18 protein-coding genes and 1 pseudogene are annotated in these 20577 nt (G+C 71.7%); 9 read left to right on the top strand and 10 right to left on the bottom strand.

Going from position 1 to position 20577, the window contains the following annotated elements; genetic code table 11:
* The first annotated feature begins 4 nt into the window (after positions 1-4).
* Together AC07FT_RS22045 and AC07FT_RS22040 are read left to right on the top strand one after the other, a co-directional pair.
* Complete coding sequence (locus AC07FT_RS22045; RefSeq protein WP_479177726.1) at positions 5-484, top strand: macro domain-containing protein; 480 nt, start codon at positions 5-7, stop codon at positions 482-484.
* A gap of 44 nt (positions 485-528) precedes the next feature.
* Positions 529-1001 (top strand): annotated as a pseudogene (locus AC07FT_RS22040) (nuclear transport factor 2 family protein).
* A gap of 10 nt (positions 1002-1011) precedes the next feature.
* On the opposite strand, the gene AC07FT_RS22035 reads toward AC07FT_RS22040, so the two are convergent.
* The 3 genes from AC07FT_RS22035 to AC07FT_RS22025 all read right to left on the bottom strand — a co-directional run bounded on the left by AC07FT_RS22035 (position 1012) and on the right by AC07FT_RS22025 (position 3043).
* The gene (locus AC07FT_RS22035) at positions 1012-1200 is read right to left on the bottom strand and encodes a hypothetical protein (RefSeq protein WP_479177725.1); all 189 of its coding nucleotides are present in this window, start codon (positions 1198-1200) and stop codon (positions 1012-1014) included.
* Positions 1201-1271: 71 nt separating this feature from the next.
* Positions 1272-2459 (bottom strand): hypothetical protein, encoded by a 1188-nt coding sequence (locus AC07FT_RS22030; RefSeq protein WP_479177724.1) that lies wholly within the window; start codon positions 2457-2459, stop codon positions 1272-1274.
* Positions 2460-2467: 8 nt separating this feature from the next.
* Positions 2468-3043: a hypothetical protein gene (locus AC07FT_RS22025; RefSeq protein ID WP_479177723.1), complete on the bottom strand. Its 576-nt coding sequence runs from the start codon at positions 3041-3043 to the stop codon at positions 2468-2470.
* A gap of 201 nt (positions 3044-3244) precedes the next feature.
* Between AC07FT_RS22025 and AC07FT_RS22020 the strand changes: the two genes are divergently transcribed.
* Positions 3245-3817, top strand: coding sequence for a YceI family protein (locus AC07FT_RS22020; protein ID WP_479177722.1), 573 nt, complete (start codon positions 3245-3247; stop codon positions 3815-3817).
* Between the two features lie 29 nt (positions 3818-3846).
* Here AC07FT_RS22020 and AC07FT_RS22015 read toward each other — a convergent pair whose 3' ends face one another.
* From AC07FT_RS22015 to AC07FT_RS22005, 3 genes are all read right to left on the bottom strand, one after another.
* Positions 3847-4908: a PHP domain-containing protein gene (locus AC07FT_RS22015; RefSeq protein WP_479177721.1), complete on the bottom strand. Its 1062-nt coding sequence runs from the start codon at positions 4906-4908 to the stop codon at positions 3847-3849.
* Positions 4909-4991: 83 nt separating this feature from the next.
* The gene (locus AC07FT_RS22010) at positions 4992-7337 is read right to left on the bottom strand and encodes a glycoside hydrolase family 65 protein (protein WP_479177720.1); all 2346 of its coding nucleotides are present in this window, start codon (positions 7335-7337) and stop codon (positions 4992-4994) included.
* Positions 7334-8080, bottom strand: coding sequence for an HAD family hydrolase (locus AC07FT_RS22005; RefSeq protein ID WP_479177719.1), 747 nt, complete (start codon positions 8078-8080; stop codon positions 7334-7336). Before AC07FT_RS22005 ends, AC07FT_RS22010 begins: the two co-directional genes overlap by 4 nt.
* 244 nt (positions 8081-8324) lie before the next feature.
* On the opposite strand from AC07FT_RS22005, the gene AC07FT_RS22000 reads away from it, so the two are divergent.
* Positions 8325-9548 (top strand): YncE family protein, encoded by a 1224-nt coding sequence (locus AC07FT_RS22000; RefSeq protein ID WP_479177718.1) that lies wholly within the window; start codon positions 8325-8327, stop codon positions 9546-9548.
* Between the two features lie 31 nt (positions 9549-9579).
* Here the strand turns inward: AC07FT_RS22000 and AC07FT_RS21995 are convergent, their stop codons facing one another.
* Both AC07FT_RS21995 and AC07FT_RS21990 read right to left on the bottom strand, forming a co-directional pair.
* Positions 9580-9957 (bottom strand): toxin Doc, encoded by a 378-nt coding sequence (locus AC07FT_RS21995; RefSeq protein ID WP_201878155.1) that lies wholly within the window; start codon positions 9955-9957, stop codon positions 9580-9582.
* 3 nt (positions 9958-9960) lie between these two features.
* Positions 9961-10197: a hypothetical protein gene (locus tag AC07FT_RS21990; RefSeq protein WP_479177717.1), complete on the bottom strand. Its 237-nt coding sequence runs from the start codon at positions 10195-10197 to the stop codon at positions 9961-9963.
* 150 nt (positions 10198-10347) lie between these two features.
* Here AC07FT_RS21990 and AC07FT_RS21985 point away from each other — a divergent pair, with 150 nt between their 5' ends.
* The 5 genes from AC07FT_RS21985 (at position 10348) to AC07FT_RS21965 (ending at position 17841) form a co-directional block, all read left to right on the top strand.
* Positions 10348-11334 carry an aldo/keto reductase gene (locus tag AC07FT_RS21985; RefSeq protein ID WP_479177716.1) on the top strand — a complete coding sequence of 329 codons (987 nt, stop codon included), beginning with the start codon at positions 10348-10350 and terminating at the stop codon, positions 11332-11334.
* A 312-nt stretch (positions 11335-11646) separates the two neighbouring features.
* A complete protein-coding gene (locus tag AC07FT_RS21980) occupies positions 11647-13923 on the top strand; it encodes an MMPL family transporter (RefSeq protein ID WP_479177715.1) in 2277 nt (758 codons plus the stop codon).
* A gap of 31 nt (positions 13924-13954) precedes the next feature.
* Positions 13955-15433, top strand: a complete 1479-nt coding sequence (locus AC07FT_RS21975) for a streptophobe family protein (protein ID WP_479177714.1) — start codon at positions 13955-13957, stop codon at positions 15431-15433.
* 60 nt (positions 15434-15493) lie between these two features.
* Positions 15494-16249, top strand: coding sequence for a response regulator transcription factor (locus AC07FT_RS21970; RefSeq protein ID WP_479177713.1), 756 nt, complete (start codon positions 15494-15496; stop codon positions 16247-16249).
* Positions 16246-17841 carry a sensor histidine kinase gene (locus AC07FT_RS21965; RefSeq protein WP_479177712.1) on the top strand — a complete coding sequence of 532 codons (1596 nt, stop codon included), beginning with the start codon at positions 16246-16248 and terminating at the stop codon, positions 17839-17841. Before AC07FT_RS21970 ends, AC07FT_RS21965 begins: the two co-directional genes overlap by 4 nt.
* A gap of 15 nt (positions 17842-17856) precedes the next feature.
* On the opposite strand, the gene AC07FT_RS21960 is transcribed toward AC07FT_RS21965, so the two are convergent.
* The gene (locus tag AC07FT_RS21960) at positions 17857-19257 is read right to left on the bottom strand and encodes an FG-GAP-like repeat-containing protein (RefSeq protein ID WP_479177711.1); all 1401 of its coding nucleotides are present in this window, start codon (positions 19255-19257) and stop codon (positions 17857-17859) included.
* Between the two features lie 150 nt (positions 19258-19407).
* Positions 19408-20520, bottom strand: a complete 1113-nt coding sequence (locus AC07FT_RS21955) for a CobW family GTP-binding protein (RefSeq protein WP_479177710.1) — start codon at positions 20518-20520, stop codon at positions 19408-19410.
* Positions 20521-20577 lie beyond the last annotated feature (57 nt).

The following is a 20577-nucleotide window of genomic DNA, read 5'->3' as shown; positions in this document are numbered from 1 at the left end:
AGCCATGGGGGACATCGTGTACGTCCGCGGGGACGCCACCTCACCGTGCGGCAAGGGACAGAAGATCATCGCTCATGTCTGCAACGACCTGGGCGGCTGGGGCAAGGGCTTTGTCCTGGCGGTCTCGCGCCGCTGGCCGGAGCCGGAAGCGGCGTACCGGCGCTGGCACCGGGAGCGCGCGGGCAATGACTTCGGCCTGGGCGCGGTGCAGTTCATCCGGGTGAGCCCGTATCTGACCGTGGCGAACATGATCGGTCAGCGCGGAACACGCCGCGGCAGCAAGGGGGTTCCAGTGCGGTACGAGGCGATCGACACCGCACTGGGCACGGTGGCGGCCAGAGCCGCCGAGGACGGCGCCTCGGTCCATATGCCGCGCATCGGCTGCGGATTGGCGGGGGGCCGCTGGTCACGCGTCGAGCCGCTGATAGCGGCGCGGTTGGTGGGCCGGTGTGTTCCGGTGACGGTCTACGACCATGAGGGCTGAACCGGTGGGGACGCGGCCCGTGATGCCCTCGAGGGGGAAAGACCATGGATGACCGAGATCTCGGCCCACTGGACCGGCTGCTCGCCGAACGCGCCTGTGAACGCCTGATCATCGACTTTCTGCACCGGCTCGATCTGGGCGACCCGAGTTCGGTGGCGGAGCTGTTCACGGAGGACGGCGTTTGGGAGTGGCCCGCCGGGGACCGGCGCGTGGAGGGGCGCGAGGCGCTCGGGGCGTACTTCGGCTCCCGCCCGGCGGACCGGCTCTCGCGCCGCCTGACCTCCAACATCGCGGTCACGGTGCACTCCGCGACCACGGCCACCGCCACGTCCTACTTCGCCACCTACCGGGTCGACGGCCACCGGGAGGGCATCGTCGCGCCGCGGGTGCCCTCGAACGTGGGCACTACGAGGACAGGTTCCGCACGGTTGCGGGGCGCTGGTTGCTCGCCTCCCGGACCACACACCTCGCGTTCGGCGGACCGACCGAGCGGCTGGAGGCCACGGAGGACTCGTAGCCGACCGGGTTCAGCCGGTCTCGGCGGCCGCTCCACAGCGTGCGCAGCGGTCACGGGGAACGGTGTCCTGGAACGCGCCGCAGGCGGGGCAGACACGGTCCAGCCAGCAGGCCGGGTCACCGCCCTCGGGCTCCGTGAGCACCCGTCGGCGCTCCGGCTCTTCCCGTCGGCCGTCACCGGACTCAGCCGTCCCGCTCATGGCTCACACCTCTCCGTCACCCGCCACCTCGCCGGCACCCCCCTGCGTCGGACGGTACCCCCTGGCGGCTCTCAGGAGGACCCTCCGTCCAGGACTCCGGTCCACAGTCCGATCGCGGGAACACCGGTGGCCACCACGAAGACCCAGGCGGCGGCGACCGCCCGAGGGTAGGGAGCCGGAGGCCCTCCGGCCCGTCCGGGGGTGAGGGCGCGCAGCCGGGCGGCCTTCTGCGGGGTGGGGTTCCGGTCCTGCTGACGGGCCAGGAAGGTGGCGACGAGGCCGGCCGACTCCGGGTCGTGGGCCAGCGCCTCGGCGTCCGCCCGCATCTCCATCAGCGTCACCATCAGTCGGCGGGCCCGGCTGTTGGCGTAGAGGCCACCGGTGAGGGCGGATGCGAAGACCGTCAGGGAGACGAGGGTCTGACCGGAGGTCTCCATCGGGGTGACGGCGAGGGCCGCCACGGAGTCGAACCACACGGCGAGCTTTCCCACCGCCGGTACGTGGCGCAGATAGCGGCGCCGCATCGGATCCCCGTGGCGCAGATGGGAGATCTCATGACGGAGCAGCACCGCGCCGACCGGCGTCCGCAGCAGCGCCCGCCAGCTCCGCGGAATGATGACGTGAACCGTGGGCCTGCGGACATTGAGGGAGAAGGCGTGGTAGACGAAGACACCCGCCGCGGCGACGATGGCCACAGCCGCCACCAGGAGGGGGACGAGGAGGGCGTCGTCATCGACCGACGGGTCCAGCCGGTCTCCCAGCAGGGCGACGGCGCAACCGGCGGCGGCACCCACCACCCACACGGACCTGCGGCGCTGGAGCCGGGTCCCCCAGTCCTCCATCCGGCCGAGGAGGCCCGGTGAGGGCTGCGGGACATGGACCACCTTGAGCCCCGAGTTCGGGGACCAGCTGGACACGGCATGGAGCCGTGCGGTGTCCAGCCCGGCCGCGTGGAAGGTGTCCCGGACCCGCTTCCAGCCCTTCGACGTCCAGTCGATCCCGGTCAGCGTCTCGTCCGCCTCACGGCCGCTCAGGGAGTCCGAACGCCACTCGTTGATCAGCGGAGCGAGGAAGAACGCGAGGACCAGGACGGTGAGCATCGCCGTTCCGCCGATCGCCGCGGGCACGCTCAGCGCGTCGTCGCCGGTGACCGTCACACTGGCGCCGGTGGCGGGCGCGGCGCACACCGGGCCCAGGAGGATCAGCCAGCACACCCGCTCGGCCCGGCGCAGTCGGAGGACCGGGGACTCGGTGGCCACGGTGGGCGCTACCGAGGCCCGTTCCCACCGTCCGACGGCCCGGTTTCGGGTTCGGGTTCGGAAGCCCCCGACGGCTCGGGGCAACGCGACGGCCCGGAACCGGGTGGCGCGGACGCGGCGCGGACGACCGCTTCCGCCTGGATCCGCACGACGGCCCGTACCGTCTCCGGGTCCACCTCCGGCGGCAGCCTCAGCTCGACCGTCACCCGGTGGGTGAGCGCCGCCGTGCCGTCGTCACCCTCGCCGCCATCGCCACCGCGCAGACACCGGGTGAGATAGCCGATGGCGTCCCGCAGGCCGCGTTCGATGGCCATGTCGGTCGCCGTCGAGAGCACCTTGAAGGCGATCTGGCCGAGCACGGACAGCCCGATGGCCAGGTACACATGGGTGTCGACCGCCGGTGCCCCACTGGTGTCGTCGAAGAACTCCCCCGCACCCGGCACCCGGCGTCCGGCGCGCAGCTCCTCCGCGAACTCGTCGAAGAGCTCCTCGTGCTCCTCCTCCGCGACAGCGAGCGCGGAGGCGTCGACCATCGTGAGGATCCGCTCGATGGTGGTGTCGCTGAGCCCCGTCATGTCCGTCATACGTCCCCCCGGTGCGCCACACCACGGACGGCGTGCGCCACGGATTCACGGTAGCCCGACCGGAGCGGGCGATGTGATGACTTACGGCAAATAGGTGAACTCACCGTGCATTTCGCGTATGGCCCGCCGGGACGTTCCACCACGTCTGACGCATGATCGGTCCGGGGCGGACCGGAGCCGATCACATGTCAGGAAGTGGATATGGCAGTCACCAGGTGGTTCTTCGAGCCCGGTCATACGGGCGCCGAATTCACCGCACGCCACATGATGGTCACGTATGTGCGCGGGCAGCTCAAGAACATCGAGGGGTTCCTGGAGGTGGACCCGGAGAAGCCGGAGAACGCCCGGGTGGGGGCGACGATCGACGCCACCGAGGTGTACACCGGCCAGCCACAGCGCGACGCGCATCTGCGCAGCGCGGACTTCTTCGATGTCGAGAACCATCCGACATGGACCTACTCGGGTACCGGTGTCACCCAGCTCAGCGAGACCGAGTTCGATGTGGACGGGGAGCTCACGGTGCGCGGGGTCACCCGTCCCGTACCGCTGCGGGTGACCTATCTGGGGCAGTGGGACACACCCTGGTGGGAGGGGGACCAGGACCGCGGACCGCGGCGTCGCGCGGGATTCCTCGCCACCGCCCGGATCAACCGGCAGGACTTCGGCGTGTCCTGGAACGACACCGTGGACCGCGGCGGTGTGGTGGTCAGCGACATGGTCGACCTCACCATCGACATCGAGGCGGTGCTCGACCCCGCGGGCCCCCGGAGCTGAGCGCGGCGACGAGCCGGGATCCCCGGCGGTCAGTCTCCACCGGCCGTACGGCGGGCGGCGGTGCGACGTGGTGCCTTGCGGGTCCGCGTCCATTCCAGAAGCTGCCGTTCGGTCCAGGTGGTGATGACGCGTTCCGCGGGCACCTCGCACTCCACCGCGCGGGTGCATCCGTTGATCTGCCAGTCGAGCTGGCCGGGCGCGTGGGCATCGGTGTCGATGGAGAAGAAGGTGCCCGCCGCGACGGCTTCACGGAGCAGCCGTCGCGGCGGATCCAGCCGCTCGGGGCGGCAGTTGATCTCCACGGCGGTGCCCGACTCCGCGCAGGCGCCGAAGACCTCGGCCGGGTCGAACACGGACTCCGGACGTTTGCCGCCGAGCAGCCGTCCGGTGCAGTGGCCCAGCACGTCGACATGCGGGTTGCGGACCGCGGCCACCATCCGGCGGGTCATGGGCCGGGCGTCCATCCGCAGCTTGGAGTGGACCGAGGCGACGACCACGTCCAGCCGCTCGAGCAGGTCCGGCTCCTGGTCGAGGGAGCCGTCCGGGAGGATGTCGACCTCGATACCGGTGAGCAGCCGGAACGGGGCCAGGCTCGCGCGCAGCCCGTCCACCACGTCGAGCTGGGTGCGCAGCCGCTCCGCCGACAGACCGCCCGCCACCGTCAGCCGGGGTGAGTGGTCGGTCAGCACCGCCCACTCATGGCCGAGGCGCGCAGCCGTACGCGCCATCAGCTCGATCGGGGAGCCACCGTCGGACCAGTCGGAGTGGAGGTGACAGTCGCCGCGCAGCGCGGCGCGCAATGCGGTCGCCGCCGGGTCGGGCTCCCGGGCGTTCTCCTCGTCCTCGGACTCCAGGTCGGCCAGGTACGCCGGGACCTCGCCGCGCACCGCTTCCCGCACCACCTGCGAGGTCTTGGGACCGATCCCCTTGAGTGAGGTGAGGGTGTTCGCCCCGGCCCGGCGCCGTACCTCCTCCGGGGACAGCTCGGACAGGAGGGCTTCGGCGGTGCGGAACGCGCGTACGCGGTAGGTGGGCGCCTGGGCGCGTTCCAGCAGGAACGCGATGCGGTCCAGGGCGGTCAGCGGATCCATCGCACTCCCCTTTCGGCCGTCGCAGTTCCTTCTCCACACTTCTCCGCCTTCTCCGCCCTTCCTCCAACCGCCGCCGGTTCCGCTCAGGACCGGCGGTCGGGCCGGCGGCCTGGGGGCTGGCGGGGTTCGGGGCGGGCGGTGTGCTCGGGGATCTCACAGGTCTTGGGCGACTTGTCGGAGACGGTGATGGCCTCGCCGTAGTGCCGGATCTCCAGCGGGGCGCCCTCGACGAGGGAGTAGGTGACGGAGGTGGTGGTGATCTCCACCCTCAGCCGCCGTCGCAGCACTTGCACGGTGAAGGCGAGGCGGGCCAGCTTCTCCGGCAGTTTGGGCGCGAACTCGAGGCTGCCCGCGATGTGGCGCATCCCGCCGAACCCGGCGACCAGGGCGATCCAGGTGCCCGCTAGCGAGGCGATGTGCAGTCCGTCGCGAGTGTTGTGCTCCAGGTCCTTCAGATCCATCAGCGCCGCCTCGCCCAAGTAGTCGTAGGCCAGGCGCAGATGGCCCACCTCGGCCGCGATGACTGCCTGGCAGCACGCGGACAGCGAGGAGTCGCGGACGGTCAGCGGCTCGTAGTAGGCGAAGTTGCGGGCCTTCTGCTCCTCGGTGAAGCACTCGCCGCGCAGATACATCGCCAGCACCAGGTCGGCCTGTTTGACCACCTGTCTCCGGTAGAGCTCGAAGTAGGGGAAGTGGAGCATCAACGGGTATTCGTCGGGGCGGGTGTTGTGGAAGTCCCACTCCTGGTGGCCGGTGAAGCCGGTGTGCTGCTCATGCACACCGAGGGTCTTGTTGTAGGGGATGGTGACGGACTCGGCGGCGTCCCGCCAGGCGGCGGCCTCCTCGTCGTCGACGCCCAGCTCCGCGCCCTTGGCGGGGTGGCGCTCCACCACGTCCGCCGCGGCCCGCAGGTTCGACTGGGCCATGAGGTTGGTGTAGACATTGTCGTCGCCGAGGGCGCTGTACTCGTCGGGTCCGGTCACCCCGTCGATATGGAAGCGCCCGTGGTGGTCGTGGTGGCCCAGGGAGCGCCACAGCCGGGCGGTCTCCACCAGCAGCTCCACACCGGTCTCCCGTTCGAACTCCTCGTCGCCGGTGGCGGCCACGTAGCGCACCACGGCGTCGGCGACATCGGCGTTGACGTGGAAGGCCGCGGTACCGGCGGGCCAGTAGGCGGAGCATTCGGAGCCGTCGATGGTGCGCCAGGGGAAGGCGGCGCCGGTGTGGCCGAGCTGACGGGCCCGGTCACGGGCCGCGGTCAGGGTGGACTGGCGCCAGCGCAGCGCCTCCGCCACCGACTCGGGGAAGGTGTAGGTGAGCAGGGGCAGTACGAAGGTGTCGGTGTCCCAGAAGGAGTGTCCGTCGTAGCCGGAACCGGTGAGGCCCTTGGCGGGGATGGCGCGTTCCTCTGCGCGGGCGCCCGCCTGGAGGACGTGGAAGAGGGCGAAGCGGACCGCCTGCTGGATCTCGGCGTCGCCCTCGACCTCCACGTCGGCGCGGTCCCAGAAGTCCTCCAGCCAGGCGCGCTGCTGCCGCACCAGTCCGTCCCAGCCGGTGCTGGTGGCCCCGGCCAGGGCCGCTTCGACCTGGTCGCGTACGGCGGGCAGGGAGCGCACGCTCGACCAGCCGTAGGCGACCAGTTTCTCCAGCCGCAGGACCTCGCCGGGTTCGAGGACCGAGGTCACCGTCAGCCGGGCCACGTCATCGCTGCTCTCGCTGGAGTGGCGGGTCGGCGCCGGACCGGTGATCAGGTGATCGGCGGCGGCCGCGACCCGCAGCCGGCTGGCGTCGGTGCAGTGGATCAGCCGGAGCTTCCGGTCGTTGGCGGCGTGTTCCTCGGGCAGCAGCGGGGACTCCAGAGCCTGGGCCACCCGGGGGTCGCCCGCGTGGCTGGGCAGCTGTTCGTTGGCGACCAGCTCGGACTGGACGACCACACGGACCCGGGCGTCCAGCGCCTCCACCTCGTAGGCGACGGCGGCGACGGCCCGCTGGGTGAGGGAGACCAGCCGGGTGGAGCGCACCCGGACACTGGTGCCGGACGGCGAGCTCCACTCGCACTCGCGGTGCAGCACCCCGCCGCGCAGATCGAGGACGCGTTCGTGGGAGCGCAGCCGTCCGTAGCGCAGGTCGAAGGGCTCGTCGTCCACCAGCAACCGGATGATCTTGCCGTTCGTGACGTTGATCATGGTCTGACCGGCCTCGGGGTAGCCGTATCCGGCCTCGGCGTAGGGCAGCGGACGCCGCTCGTACACCCCGTTGAGGTAGGAGCCGGGCAGACCGTGGGGTTCGCCCTCGTCGAGGTTGGCGCGCCAGCCGACGTGCCCGTTCGACAGCGCGAAGAGCGATTCGCTCTGGGGCAGCACGTCCAGGTGCAGCTCGGTCTCGCGCATCAGCCAGGGATCCACGGCGTACGAGGAGTCGGTGATCACGAGGCGTCCCCCTCCAGCAGTTCGGCGAGGTCCTGGACCACGATGTCGGCGCCGTGGCGGCGCAGCGCGTCGCCCTGGCCCACCCGGTCCACGCCGATCACCTGGCCGAACCGGCCCGCGCGCCCGGCTTCCATGCCCGCGAGCGCGTCCTCGAAGACGGCGGCCGCGCCGGGAACGGTGTCCAGTTCACGGGCGGCCTCGAGGAAGGTGTCGGGATGGGGTTTGCCCGGCAGCGCGCGCTCGGCGGCGACCACTCCGTCGATCCGCACCTCGAAGAGGTGCTCGATCTTGGCGGCGGTCAGTACGTCGCGGCAGTTGGCGCTGGAGGAGACGACCGCGGTGCGCAGTCCGGCTTCGCGCACCGCCTCGGCGAACCGCACCGAACCGGGATACGCCTCGACGCCCTCTTCCCGGATCTTGGCCAGGACCAGGATGTTCTTGCGGTTGCCGAGACCGTTCACGGTATCCCTGTCCGGCGGGTCGTCCGGTGCCCCCTCGGGGAGGTCGATGCCCCGGGAGGCCAGGAAGGTGCGGACACCGTCGGCGCGCGGGCGGCCGTCCACGTACTCGTCGTAGTCGGCATCCCGGTCGAAGGGACGGAAGGAGGGGCCGTCGCGGCGCTCCAGAAAGGCGTCGAACGTCTGCTTCCACGCCGCCGCGTGCACCACGGCGGTCCGGGTCAGAACCCCGTCGAGATCGAACAGGCAGGCCCGGATGCCCGTCGGGAGGCAGGGCTTTGTCATGATCCCCGAATCCCCCGCGGGCGCCGGAATATGCGGAGGTGCACACGAATGTACGCACCGTGTGTCCGGTGCCGCCCGGCCGGCCGGGAAACCCCTTCGGCCACCGGTGGTACGCCCCTCACCTGCTTGGACGTCGGCGGGTGCCGGTGGGTGGAGGCGGTGACAGCCTGGGCGCACGGCCCACCGTGCTCCGGACAGCGGCCGCAGTCCGCTCGTTCCGCCGGAGTCTCCGCTGGAGGACACCGTGGCCAGTGGCACGACCCACCGCTCCCCCGCGCGCCGCCGCGCCGTGGTCCGGGCCGCCCTGGCCCTGCTGCTGTGCTCCGCCGCGGTCCCGGCCTGCGCCTCCACCGGTGAGCACGGACGGGACCGGGAGACGCCCCGGGCCAGCCGCGCCGCGCATCGCTCGGCCGCGGCGGAGAAGGCAGCCCGCGCCAAGCTGCTGCCGGGCATGCCCGCACCGCTGGATCCCCACGACCTCTACGCCGCCGACCGGCCGGGCAGGCTGGCCGAGGCGGTCAAGCGCTTCCCGTCGCGGGTGTACGTGCCCAACACCCTGTCGGACACCGTGAGTGTCATCGATCCCAAGACCTTCAAGGTGATCCGTACGATCCCGGTGGGCCACCAGCCGCAGCACGTGGTCCCCTCCTGGGACCTTAAGACGCTGTGGGTCAACAACGACCTGGGCAACACCCTCACCCCGATCGACCCCGCGACCGGCCGGGCCGGGCGCACGGTGGACGTCCACGACCCGTACAACCTCTACTTCACCCCGGACGGCAAGCACGCCGTGGTAATGGCCTCCAAGGACCGGCAGTTGGTGTTCCGGGACGCGCACACCATGCGGGTGGTCAAGGCGCTGCCGGTGAGCTGCTACGGCGTCAACCACGCCGACTTCTCCCCCGACGGACGCTACTTCATCGTCTCCTGCGAGTTCTCCGGCGAACTGCTGAAGGTGGACACCGCGCGGATGAAGGTAGTCGGACAGCAGCGGCTGCCGGTGGCGGGCGCCATGCCGCAGGACGTCAAGATCTCACCGGACGGCCGGAAGTGGTACGTGGCCGACATGGTGGCGAACGGGGTGTGGGTGCTCAACGGCGACACCTTCAGCCGTCCGCGGCTGCTGCCCACCGGCAAGGGCACTCACGGGCTGTACGTCAGCCGGGACTCGCGCACGATGTACATCTCCAACCGGGGCGAGGGCACCATCTCGGTGCTCTCCTTCGACTCCGGGAAGCTGGTCGACCGGTGGCGGCTGCCCGGTGGCGGCAGCCCCGACATGGGCGGGCTCTCCGCCGACGGCAAGGTGCTGTGGCTGTCGGGCCGGTACAACGCCGAGGTGTACGCGATCGACACCCGCACCGGAAAGCTGCGCGCCCGGATCCCGGTCGGGGGCGGCCCGCACGGACTGGCGGTCTATCCGCAGCCCGGCCGCTACTCCCTCGGTCACACCGGGATCTTCCGCTGAGCCCCAGCCGCCGGACGGCGGCGCGCCGGGGTCAGATGCGCCAGGAGCGGATGCGGCCCGCCGCGTCGAACACGTCGGCCTTGCTGGAGAGGATGTCCCGCACCAGGTCGATCAGCGCACCGTACGGCGGGTCGATGCCCTCGCCCGAGGCGTGCATATAGGCGACCGCGGTGGCGCTGGCGAACCGTGCGTTGCTCGCCGGCAGCGGCCTGAGCGTGGCCAGCGTGTGCAGCAGGGCCGCGGCCCGCCACGCCGGGTCGGGATCGACGCCCAGCCGGGGCGGATCGACGCGGTGGCGGGCCACGGCGGCGACCAGTCCGGAGAAGTCCGAGATGGCGGGCTGTTCGGGCAGGACTTCCTCATGCCGCTGCAGCAGCCATGGCACATCGATGTGCAGAAGGGGGGCCATCGGTCAGGCGGCCCGTCCCCGGCCGTGTTCGTCCTCGGGGAACGCGTCGGCGAAGGCGTCGGCGTTGTCCGCGAAGAACCGGCGGAAGACTTCGGCACCTTCCTGGAGGGCTCGGTGCCGGGCGATGTCGGCCACGGTCGCCTCCCGGACGATCGCCTTCATCGTGGTGCCGCGTTCCTTGGCGATCTGGCGGAGGTCCTCAAGTTCCCGATCGCTGAATTCCACGTTGAGAGCTGACATGTGGCACACCCTACTTGCCGGGTACCCCGACAGCAATCGCCCCAGCTCACATGATGTTTTTGTAGGTACTTGACAAACCCTTGGGGGGCTTTGACCGGGTCCCGGCGGAGGTAGCGTTGACGGTTCGCACCGTTCAGAGGAAGAGGGTTCATGGAGCAGCGAGTGTGCGGCCGAACCGGCCGGCAGGTCTCCGTCGTCGGCCTGGGCACCTGGCAGTTGGGCGCCGGCTGGGGCGATGTCACCGAGGCGGACGCGCGGTCCGTGCTGGACGCCGCCGTCGAGGCGGGTGTGACGTTCTTCGACACCGCCGATGTGTACGGGGACGGACGCAGCGAGCAGCTCATCGGGCGGTTTCTGCGCGACCGTCCGGACGCCGGGATCTTCGTGGCGACGAAGATGGGGCGGCGGGCCGACCCGCACGTCGAGGAGGCCTACACGCTGGACAACTTCCGCGCGTGGACCGACCGTTCGCGGGCGAACCTGGGAGTGGACGTCCTCGATCTGGTGCAGCTGCACTGTCCGCCCACCCCGGTGCACTCCTCCGACGTGGTGTTCGACGCGCTGGATACCCTGGTGGCGGAGGAGCGCATCGCGGCGTACGGGGTGAGCGTGGAGACCTGCGACGAGGCGCTGGCAGCCATCGCCCGGCCGGGTACCGCGAGTGTGCAGATCATTCTCAACCCGTTCCGGCTGAAGCCGCTGGAGCAGGTGATTCCGGCGGCGCGTGAGGCCGGGGTGGGGATCATCGCCCGGGTGCCGCTGGCGTCCGGTCTGCTGTCCGGGAAGTACACCAGGGACACCGTGTTCGCCGCCGATGACCACCGTTCGTTCAACCGCCACGGTGAGCAGTTCGACCAAGGTGAGACGTTCTCGGGCGTGGACTACGAGGAGGGCGTCGGGGCGGCCGTCGAGTTCGGGGAGCTGGCTCCCGAGGGGGCCACGGCCGCCCAGACGGCACTGCGCTGGATCGTCCAGCAGCCTGGCGTCACCTCGGTCATCCCCGGCGCGCGCTCTCCGGAGCAGGCGCGGGCCAACGCGCGGGCCGCGGCGCTGCCCCCGCTCCCGCAGACCACGCTGGACGCCGTCGGCACGCTCTATGACCGACGGATCCGCGCCCAGGTGCACCACCGCTGGTGAGGGACACCCCGCGCGCGGACATGCCCGATGGCGTCCGCGCGCGGGCGATTCCTGGGAATTCCCTGTGAGGACAGAGGGCCACGGAGGGGGCCGGGGCACGGCGGCCGGTGACCCGGCGCCCTCCGGCGACGGACCTCTCAGAAAGCTCCCAGGAACTCTCCGGAAGTGGCCGACGGCGACTGTCAGGCTCCAGGGACAGAGCGGACGACGGGTCCGGCGACGGCACGGCGCCACGACAGACCCGGACCACGGTCCGGACCGGGCTCCCGCTCTCCGCCCCGTTGAGCCACGATCCGACCGGGAGCCATCACTGTGGCCACTCTCCTGTCCGCGCTGGGCCGTTTCTCCTTCCGAAGGCGGTGGTACGTCACCGTCCTGTGGACCGGTCTGCTGATCCTCGCCGGTGTGCTGGCCGCCCGGGCCCCCGCGGCCCCCCACACCGACTACTCCATGCCCGGCACGGAGGCGCAGCGCGCCTATGACCTGCTCGACGAGCGGTTTCCCGGGCAGGACGCCGACGCCGCCACGGCACGTGTGGTGTTCAGGAGTGATGACGGCCGGGTGACCGAGCCGCAGACCAAACGGGCCATCGGTGAAACGGTCCGGGCGCTGGGGAAGGATCCGCAGGTCAGCCAGGTGACCGACCCCTTCGCCACCAAGGCGGTGAGCAAGGACGGCTCCACGGCCTACGCCCAGGTCACCTATGAGGTGTCCAGTTCGGAGGTGGAGGAGGACGCGCGCAGCGCGCTGCTGGCCACCGTGGAGGAGGCCCGGTCGTCCGCGCTCACGGTCGAGGTGGGCGGCAACGCGCTGTCCACCACCGCGGAAGGCCACGCCTCGGAGGCCATCGGCCTCGGCGTGGCCGCGGTGGTCCTGGTCATCACCTTCGGCGCGCTGATCGCGGCCGGACTGCCGCTGTTCACCGCCCTGTTGGGGGTGGGCATCGGCACGAGCGTCATCAAGGCCCTGTCCAGCGCGCTCGACCTGGGCTCCACCACCTCCGTGCTCGCCACCATGCTCGGCCTGGCCGTCGGTATCGACTACGCCCTGTTCGTCGTCTCCCGGTACCGCGCGGAGCTCGCGGAGGGCAGGGGCCGGGAGGAGGCGGCCGGACGGGCCCTGGGCACGGCGGGCTCCGCGGTGGTGTTCGCCGGACTCACCGTGGTGATCGCGCTGGTCGGTCTGAGCGTGGTGCACATCCCCGTGCTGACCCAGATGGGGCTGGCCGCCGCCGGTACCGTCGCGCTCGCCGTCCTCGTCGCCCTCACCCTGGTGCCGGCGCTGCTGGGCATCGCGGGGCGCCGGATCCGGCCCGCCGGGCCGCGCCGTGGCCGCCGCGCCCGGAATTCCGAGGTGTCCGGTGCCGCCGATGAGTCCGGTACGGCTGACACGGCCGCGGCGGCTGACACGGGCGCGGTGTCACGGCCCGGGATGGGCGTGCGCTGGGCCCGCTTCGTCACCCGGCGTCCGCTGGCCGTCCTCGTCGTGGGCGTGGCCGCCCTGCTCACCGTGGCGGTGCCCGCCGCCTCCCTGGAGCTGGACCTGCCCGATGACGGCAGCCAGCCGACGTCCACCACCCAGCGCCGGGCGTATGACCTGCTGTCACAGGAGTTCGGGCCGGGGTTCAACGGTCCGCTGCTGCTGGTCGTACAGCCCGGCGGCGACGGGAGCGCCACGGCCGCCGCGGAGCGCGCCACCGCCCGTATCCAGCGGATGGACGGCGTCGCCCGGGTCAATCCGCCCCGTTTCGACGACTCCGGCGACACCGCCGTGCTCACCGTGGTCCCCGCCTCCGCGCCGAGCAGTGAGCAGACGACCGACCTCGTCCACGCGCTGCGCGAACCCGGCCTGGAGGCCGACAGCGACGCCCGGATCATGGTGTCCGGCACCACCGCGATGAACATCGACGTCTCCCGGAAACTGGCCGACGCCCTGGTCCCCTATCTCTCGCTCGTGGCGGGCCTGGCGCTGCTGCTGCTGATCGCCGTCTTCCGTTCGCTGCTCGTCCCGCTCAAGGCCGCGCTGGGCTTCGTCCTGTCCATCATCGCGGCGCTGGGCGCGGTCGTCGCGGTCTTCCAGTGGGGCTGGTGCGCCGAACTGTTCGGGGTGTCCGAGCCGGGTCCGGTGGTGTCGCTCACGCCGATCTTCGTGGTCGGCGTGGTGTTCGGACTGGCCATGGACTACGAGGTGTTCCTGGTGACCCGGATGCGGGAGGCGTACGTCGGCGGACAGTCACCGCTCACGGCCATCACCACCGGATTCGATCTCGGAGCCCGTGTCGTCACGGCGGCGGCCATCATCATGATCTCCGTCTTCGCCGCGTTCATGGGATCGGACGAACTGATGGTGAAGACCATCGGCTTCGGTCTGGCCGTGGCGGTCTTCCTGGACGCCTTCATCGTCCGGATGACCCTCGTACCGGCCGTACTCGCGCTGCTCGGCCACCGGGCGTGGTGGCTCCCCCGCTGGCTGGACCGCTGGGTTCCGGACATCGATGTGGAGGGCACCTCGCTGGGCGGCCCGGAAGAGACCGCACCGGGTGACACCTCCCCGGGCGCATCGGCCGATCCGGTCCGGCTCGGCTCCTGATCCACCGGCAGCGCGAAAGGAAGGACCAGTGATGTCGACAGCGTCCCAGTCCGCGGCCGCACGGCCCGGCGGCACCGCGCGGCATGCGCTCGAAGGGGCACTCGCCGTCCTCGTGGCGGGTGCGGTGATGGCGGCCACCGCGTATCTGGCGCTGCTCGCGCTGGGTGCCGGTGAGCTCGCCCCGGTGTCCCGGCTCACCTGGGCGGTCACCAGCATGGCCGTGGGCAGCGGGATCACCCTCGGCTCCGGCTCCCCGGTACCGCTCGGGGACGGCGGCGGTCCCCTGGGCGGGCTCACCGACGGACTGAGCGTGGAGATGGCGGGCGAGGCGGCGGCGATACCGCTCGGGCTGACGGTCCTGGGGGCGGTGGTGCTGGGGTACGGCTTCTTCCGCCCACTGCGTTCACGCCCCCGACCGGCCCCGGCGCTGCTGGTGGCCCGCCTCTGCGGTGCGCTGGGCACCGCCGCGATGCTGTTCCCGTCGCTGGCCATGCTGGCCCGGGGCACGCTCCGGCTGCCGGACGGCGTGACGGACGAGCTCGGTGACGATGCCGGGCGGCGTGCGCTGCTCCGGTTCGGGGACGGCGGTACATCCGCGCTGCGCTCGATGCGCTTCGAGGCCGATCCCGCGATGGCGGGGCTCCTCGGGGTGCTCGGCGTGGCGGTGCTCCTCGGGCTCGGCTGTGTGGCGGCGCGCAGGACGACGCTGCCCACCCCCCTGGCCATGAGCCGGCCGCGGCTGAAGTGGCACCCGGTGGCCTCGGCGCTGTCCGGTGTGGTGACCACCCTGTGCGTACTGCCCCTGGCGGTGGGGGCACTGGCGGGCGGCGCGGCACTGGCCGGATGGGACCGCGCGGCCACGGCCGCCGGGTCACTGCTGCTGGCCGGGCCCAATCTGTCGGCCGTCGCGCTCACCTCCGGTCTGGGCTCGTCGTGGGAGGCGGGCCTCCACCGCCAACAGGGCGAACTCGGCGGGCTGCTGGGCACGATCGGGCAGGGGGTACCGGGCGACGGCGGGCGCACCGACCGGACCGTGGCCGTGGCCGACCGGGCGGTGGCCGAGGTTCCGCTGTGGCTCATCGGGTTGCTCGTCCTCGTCGCGGCCCTGGTGCTCACGGGCCGTCTGGCCGCGGCGCGCACTCCGGTGCGTACCGCGCGCGAGGAGGCCAACGCGCCGCTGAGCCGCCATCTGGAGATCGCACTGCGGACGGGGTTCGCGGTCTGCGCCGCGGCGATGCTCCTCGCCCTGGCCTCCGGGGCCTCCTTCCGGATCGGTGTGAGCGTCATGGGCAGGGAGCTGCGCGGTGTCACCGGCGGTCTCGACGGCGCGGTGGGGACGGCCGGGCTCAGCGGCCTCGTCCTCGCCGGGCTCGCGGCATACTGGGGGAGCCGGCTCCACGGAACCCGCACCGCGCGCCCGGGCTCGGCGCGGCCCGACGCTCCCGCGAGGCCCGTGGCCGCCCGCGCTTCCGGTCAGCGCCCGCGGGGCAGTGCCGACTCGGCGTCCTGACCACCCCGCGCCGTGCTGAACAGATCCGGCCCCCAGTCTCCCGAGGCGGCATCCCAGACCATGGCAGAAGCGACAGACCCGCGGCACACCGCGGTTCCCCGGGCCCATCTCCTCGTCGTCGACGACGAACCGACCGTCCGCGAACTGCTGCCCGCCGCACTGCGGTACGCGGGGTTCGACGTCGACGCCGCGGCGAACGGCCGCGAGGCGCTGGACATGGCGGCCCAGCGGCCCCCCGATCTGGTCCTGCTGGACATCATGCTGCCGGACATGGACGGTTTCGAGGTGATCCGCAGGCTGCGCGCCCAGCCACGGCCTTCCGGCCCGGGGCACGGCGGCGCCGTCCCGGTGCTGTTCCTCACCGCGCGCGACACCGCGGCGGACAAGGTCAACGGGCTGCGGCTGGGCGGCGACGACTACGTCACCAAGCCGTTCGACCTGGAGGAGCTGATCGCCCGGATCCAGGCGGTCCTGCGCCGGACCAAGGGCGAACCGCCCGCCCGTCTCGTCGTGGCCGATCTCGAGCTGGAGCCGGAGGGGCATCTGGTGACCCGGGCCGGGGAGCCGGTCCGGCTGTCGCCGACCGAGTTCCGGCTGCTGCACTTCCTGATGACCAACGCCGGGCGGACGATGTCGAAGGGACAGATCCTGGAGAACGTATGGGCCTACGACTTCGGCGGTGACCCGAGCATCGTCGATACCTACATGAGCTATCTGCGGCGGAAGATCGACCAGGTGGAGCCCAAACTCCTGCACACGGTGCACGGCGTGGGATACGTCATCCGCGGACCGAGGAAGCAGGGCGGCCGCACATGACGCGGGTGGGACGGGTACTGTCCCGGCTGTCGCTGCGCACACGTCTGCTGTGTCTGTCCACGGCCCTGGTGGCGGTGGGTCTGCTGGCCGCGGGCGTGGTCGTCAGCACCACACTGCACGGCTACCTCCAGGACCGGATGGACTCCCGGCTCACGCTGACGGCCGGGATCGCCGCCCGGCTGGCCCCTCCCGCGGACACCCCGCACAGTGTGCGGCTCCTCAGCTTCTTCGAGGAGACGACGGTGACGTATGTGAACGACCAGGGCGTCCCGGACCAGGCGTTCGGCGCGAGCGCGGCACCGCCCGGGGGCGGCCCGGCACTCCCCCGGCTGGACCGCACGGCCGTCCTGGCCACCGACGGGCGTCCGTTCACGGTGCGCGCGCACCAGGGCGACCACGCGTGGCGGGTCATCACCGTGCCCCGGGCCGAACCGCGTGTCGGGCTCTTGGCGACCGTCGGACCCGTGGGCGCCGCGAAGAGCTCCGGGAGCGTGATCGTGGCGTCGTCCCTGGACGCGGTCGATGCCACCGTCACCCGGACCCGGAACGTCTCGCTCACCGCGGGAGCCGGACTGGTCGCGGCGCTCGCGGTGGCCGGGTGGTTCGCGGTCCGCTCCGGACTGCGCCCGCTGACCCGGATCCAGGAGACCACGGCGGCGATCGCCGCGGGCGACTACTCCCAGCGAATCCCCGAACTGGCGGGGCCGCACACCGAGGTGGGCCGGCTCACCGAGTATCTGAACCAGATGCTCGCCCGGATCGACACCGCCTTCCGCGCCCGGGCGGAGGCCGAGGCGCGGATGCGGCGTTTCTTCGCCGACGGCAGCCATGAACTGCGCACCCCGCTCGTCGGCATCAAGGGGTATACGGACCTGTACCGGATGGGGGCGCTGCCGACCCGTCAGGACATCGACCACACCATGCGACGGATCGCCGAGGAGTCCGAACGGCTCACCCAGCTCGTGGAGGACATGCTGTTGCTGGCCCGGCTGGACGAGGACGCCCATCGCACCGCGGCCGACACGCACCAGCCGCTCGCCTTCCCGCTGGAGCTGGCCCCGATGGATCTGCGCACCCTCGCGGCCGACGCCCTGCACGACGTACGCGCTCTGGACGCGACGCGCGACGTGGCCCTCACCGGGCCCGGTGGTGGCCGCCCGGCGAGCGCCCCAGCGCTGGCCGACGAGGCGCGGCTGCGGCAGGTGGTCACCAATCTGGTCGGCAACGCGGTGGCGCACTCCCCCTCCGGTACCCCCGTCCGCATCGGGGTGGGCACCGACGGCGCGTATGCCGTGCTGGAGGTGGCCGACCACGGCCCCGGGCTGTCCCCGGAGGACCGGCGGCGGGTCTTCGAACGGTTCTACCGCGCCGATGACTCCCGAAGCCGCACGAGGGGCGGTGGTTCCGGACTGGGGCTGGCGATCGTCCACTCACTGGTCTCCGCGCACGGCGGACGGGTGGACATCGACACCGCTCCCGGCGCGGGCTGCACCTTCCGGGTGCTGCTCCCGCTGCCCTCCCCGGGCGAGGAACCGGATCCCGCCGGCCCGCGCGAGCGGGCCGACGGGCCGGAGGGTGCCGGGGAGGGCTGAGCGCGAGGCGCGTGGCTACCGCTGGAACTCGGTGCCCAGGACCGCGCCGGGCTCGGAGCCGCCGAGCGCGGCGGGGCCGAAGGAGACCGCGCCGTCGGTGGTGAGGCCACCGGGCTGGCCGCGCAGCACCCAGGCGGCACCGCTGGAGGTCTGGGCGCCGTCCTCGTCGGGGGCGCCCACGGCCAGGTCGGCCTTGCGGTCGCCGTTGGTGTCGCCGAGGCGCACCGCGGCTCCGAAGCGGTCGCCCGCCTCACCGGCACCCGGAACACCGGCGGTGTCCTGGGTGAACGCCTGGGCGCCGGTGCCGGACAGGCCGCCCGCGCCGCCGTAGAGCTGGACGACGCTGCCCGCGTCCTTGCCGCTGTCGATGTCCTCGTAGGGGATACCGACGGCGATGTCCGCGTAGCCGTCGCCGTTGGCGTCACCGGCGCTCAGCTCGTAGCCGAACTGGTCACCGTCCTCGTTGACGCCGGGCACGCCCGGGGTGTTCTGGTCGATCACCTTGGTGCGGGTGGTGCTCGGACCGGACGCGGTGCCGTAGAGGACCTTGATGGTGCCGTGGTCGTACGGCAGGTTCTCCACGACGTTGTCCGGCACCGTGCGGATCACCAGATCGGCGTGGCCGTCCTTGTCGACGTCGCCGAGGGCCGCCGAGGCGCCGTGGTCGAGCCGGGCGGAGGACTTGGTCAGGCCGTTGCCGCCGCCCTTCCAGAACAGGGTGGCCTGGGACATCTCCTCGAAGGCATGGGTGGTGACGACGTCGTCCTTGCCGTCTCCGGTGACATCACCCGCGGTCAGGCTGGTCGGCGCGTCGATCTCCCCGGTGTCGGCGGTGGCCTCGCGCGCGGCTGCGCCGTCGCGGGTGAACGGACCGAACCGGACGCGCAGGGCGGTCGTGGCGTCCGGGACGGTGCCGACCTGGGTGAGGTCGATCAGGTCGGCGTGGCCGTCACCGTCGATGTCACCTCCGGCGATGATGCTGGTTCCGAAGTTGTCACCGTCGCCCTTGGGCAGTTCGGTGCCGCCGGTGAGACCGTTCGCCGAGCCCCACAGGACGGTGACGTCCGGTTTGTTGCTGGACTGGACCGCGAGATCGGTGTAGCCGTCGCCGTCGAAGTCACGGGCGACCGTGCGCTGTCCGAACCGGGCGTCGGCCGCCGGGTTCCCGGGGACGCCCGCGGCGTCCTGGCCGATGATCTGCCGGTGGCCGGTGTCGGCACCGGAAGCGGAGCCGTAGACGACCGCGACGTAACCCGCCTTGGCCTTGCCGGCCACCGTGCCGCCCGGCGCGGAGACGGCGAGGTCGGCGAATCCGTCCTTGTTGAAGTCAGCGTCCTGGCTGGTGGCAGCCGCGACGGTACGGGCGGAGCCGGCGGCGCCGGCAGAGGGGACGGCAAAGATGGCGGGGGTGGTCACGAGTGCGACCACCGTCGCGCAGCGCGCAACGGTGGAAAGGGAACGGGGGCGCACACATCCTCCTGCTCATTGGCAAGCGTTTACCTCATAGACACCCATCAGGACCGCTGTGATCGCCTAAGAGTTGCGTGCCCCAGCGCAGGTAATTTCCTAGACCGGCGAAATTCCGCCAGTCATATCGGCTCCCTCGAACAGGTCGGACCCATCGGGCTCAACGGACTTATCGGCCTCCTCGGCCTGTACATACCGCAGAACGCCCATCATCTGCCGGTCGTCGACCTCATTGGGGGCGGTCTCCACGCAGTCCGCGAAACGCCGGCCGAGGTTGTCCGAGTTGATACCGGTGCCGATCATCACCAGCTGGGTGGTGCGGGGCTCTCCGCGCTCCCAGGGCACGGGCTGGAAGCGGAGGAACGAACCGACCGCGTGCAGCCCGTACTTGTACTCGCCCCCGGCGCCCGCGAAGTGCAGATACCCCTTGATGCGGTACAGACCCGGGGAACGGCTGTCGAGCACGTCCATGACGCGCCGGGGGTTCAGCGGTTCGGAGGAGATGAACTCCACGCTCTCGTAGGCGGTGTGGAGATGGCGGCTGTGATCGTCCTCCCCGTCGCCGCACAGATCGGCGAAGGTGAGCTGCCGGAAACGCTCCTCGGGGGTGGTGCGGGGCCGGTGGTCGAAGAGCAGGGCGGGGTCGACCCGGCCGTGCTCGGCGGTCAGGACCGGGACCCCCGGGGCGATCTCCTCGACCGTGCGCAGGACGGACCGGCGCTCCTCCTCCCCCACCCGGTCGGTCTTGTTCAGCACCACGAGGTCGGCGGCGCGCACATGACGGTCGAGCTCGGGATGGCGCTCCCGGGTGCGGGGGAACTCCGCGGCGTCCACCACCTCCACCAGCCCGCCGTAGACGATCCGCTCACTGGTGCTGGACAGCAGGGAACGGATCATGCTCTGGGGTTCGGCGAGACCACTGGCCTCGATCACCACCACATCGATGCGCAGGGCGGGGTCGGTGAGCCGCTGGAGCATGTCGTCCATCTCGGAGGCGTCCGCGGCACAGCACAGACAGCCGTTCTCGATGGGGATCATCGAGTCCACCTGTCCGGCGACGGCCAGGGCATCGATGTTGACGCTGCCGAAGTCGTTGACGATGACGCCGATGCGGGTGCCCGCGCTGTCCCGCATCAGATGGTTGAGCATCGTGGTCTTCCCGGAGCCCAGGAAGCCCGTGAGGAGGATGACGGGGATCCGTGGTGTGGCCAAGGGTGCGTCTCCGTACGGCGTGGTGGGGTCGCGGGCGGACCGCTCATGCTATCCGGG

The organism is Streptomyces sp. NPDC045899 (assembly GCF_056431485.1).
Note: the sequence above shows the minus strand (reverse complement) of the source record. Positions and strands in the feature narration are given on the sequence as shown.

Coding starts and splice junctions, on each gene's coding strand:
- AC07FT_RS21990 (WP_479177717.1), bottom strand. CDS start 10,197: ATGTCAGCTCTCAACGTGGAATTCAGCGATCGGGAACTTGAGGACCTC.
- AC07FT_RS21970 (WP_479177713.1), top strand. CDS start 15,494: ATGGCAGAAGCGACAGACCCGCGGCACACCGCGGTTCCCCGGGCCCAT.
- AC07FT_RS22005 (WP_479177719.1), bottom strand. CDS start 8,080: ATGACAAAGCCCTGCCTCCCGACGGGCATCCGGGCCTGCCTGTTCGAT.
- AC07FT_RS21975 (WP_479177714.1), top strand. CDS start 13,955: ATGTCGACAGCGTCCCAGTCCGCGGCCGCACGGCCCGGCGGCACCGCG.
- AC07FT_RS22035 (WP_479177725.1), bottom strand. CDS start 1,200: ATGAGCGGGACGGCTGAGTCCGGTGACGGCCGACGGGAAGAGCCGGAG.
- AC07FT_RS21995 (WP_201878155.1), bottom strand. CDS start 9,957: ATGGCCCCCCTTCTGCACATCGATGTGCCATGGCTGCTGCAGCGGCAT.
- AC07FT_RS22020 (WP_479177722.1), top strand. CDS start 3,245: ATGGCAGTCACCAGGTGGTTCTTCGAGCCCGGTCATACGGGCGCCGAA.
- AC07FT_RS22045 (WP_479177726.1), top strand. CDS start 5: ATGGGGGACATCGTGTACGTCCGCGGGGACGCCACCTCACCGTGCGGC.
- AC07FT_RS22015 (WP_479177721.1), bottom strand. CDS start 4,908: ATGGATCCGCTGACCGCCCTGGACCGCATCGCGTTCCTGCTGGAACGC.
- AC07FT_RS22025 (WP_479177723.1), bottom strand. CDS start 3,043: ATGACGGACATGACGGGGCTCAGCGACACCACCATCGAGCGGATCCTC.
- AC07FT_RS21985 (WP_479177716.1), top strand. CDS start 10,348: ATGGAGCAGCGAGTGTGCGGCCGAACCGGCCGGCAGGTCTCCGTCGTC.
- AC07FT_RS21965 (WP_479177712.1), top strand. CDS start 16,246: ATGACGCGGGTGGGACGGGTACTGTCCCGGCTGTCGCTGCGCACACGT.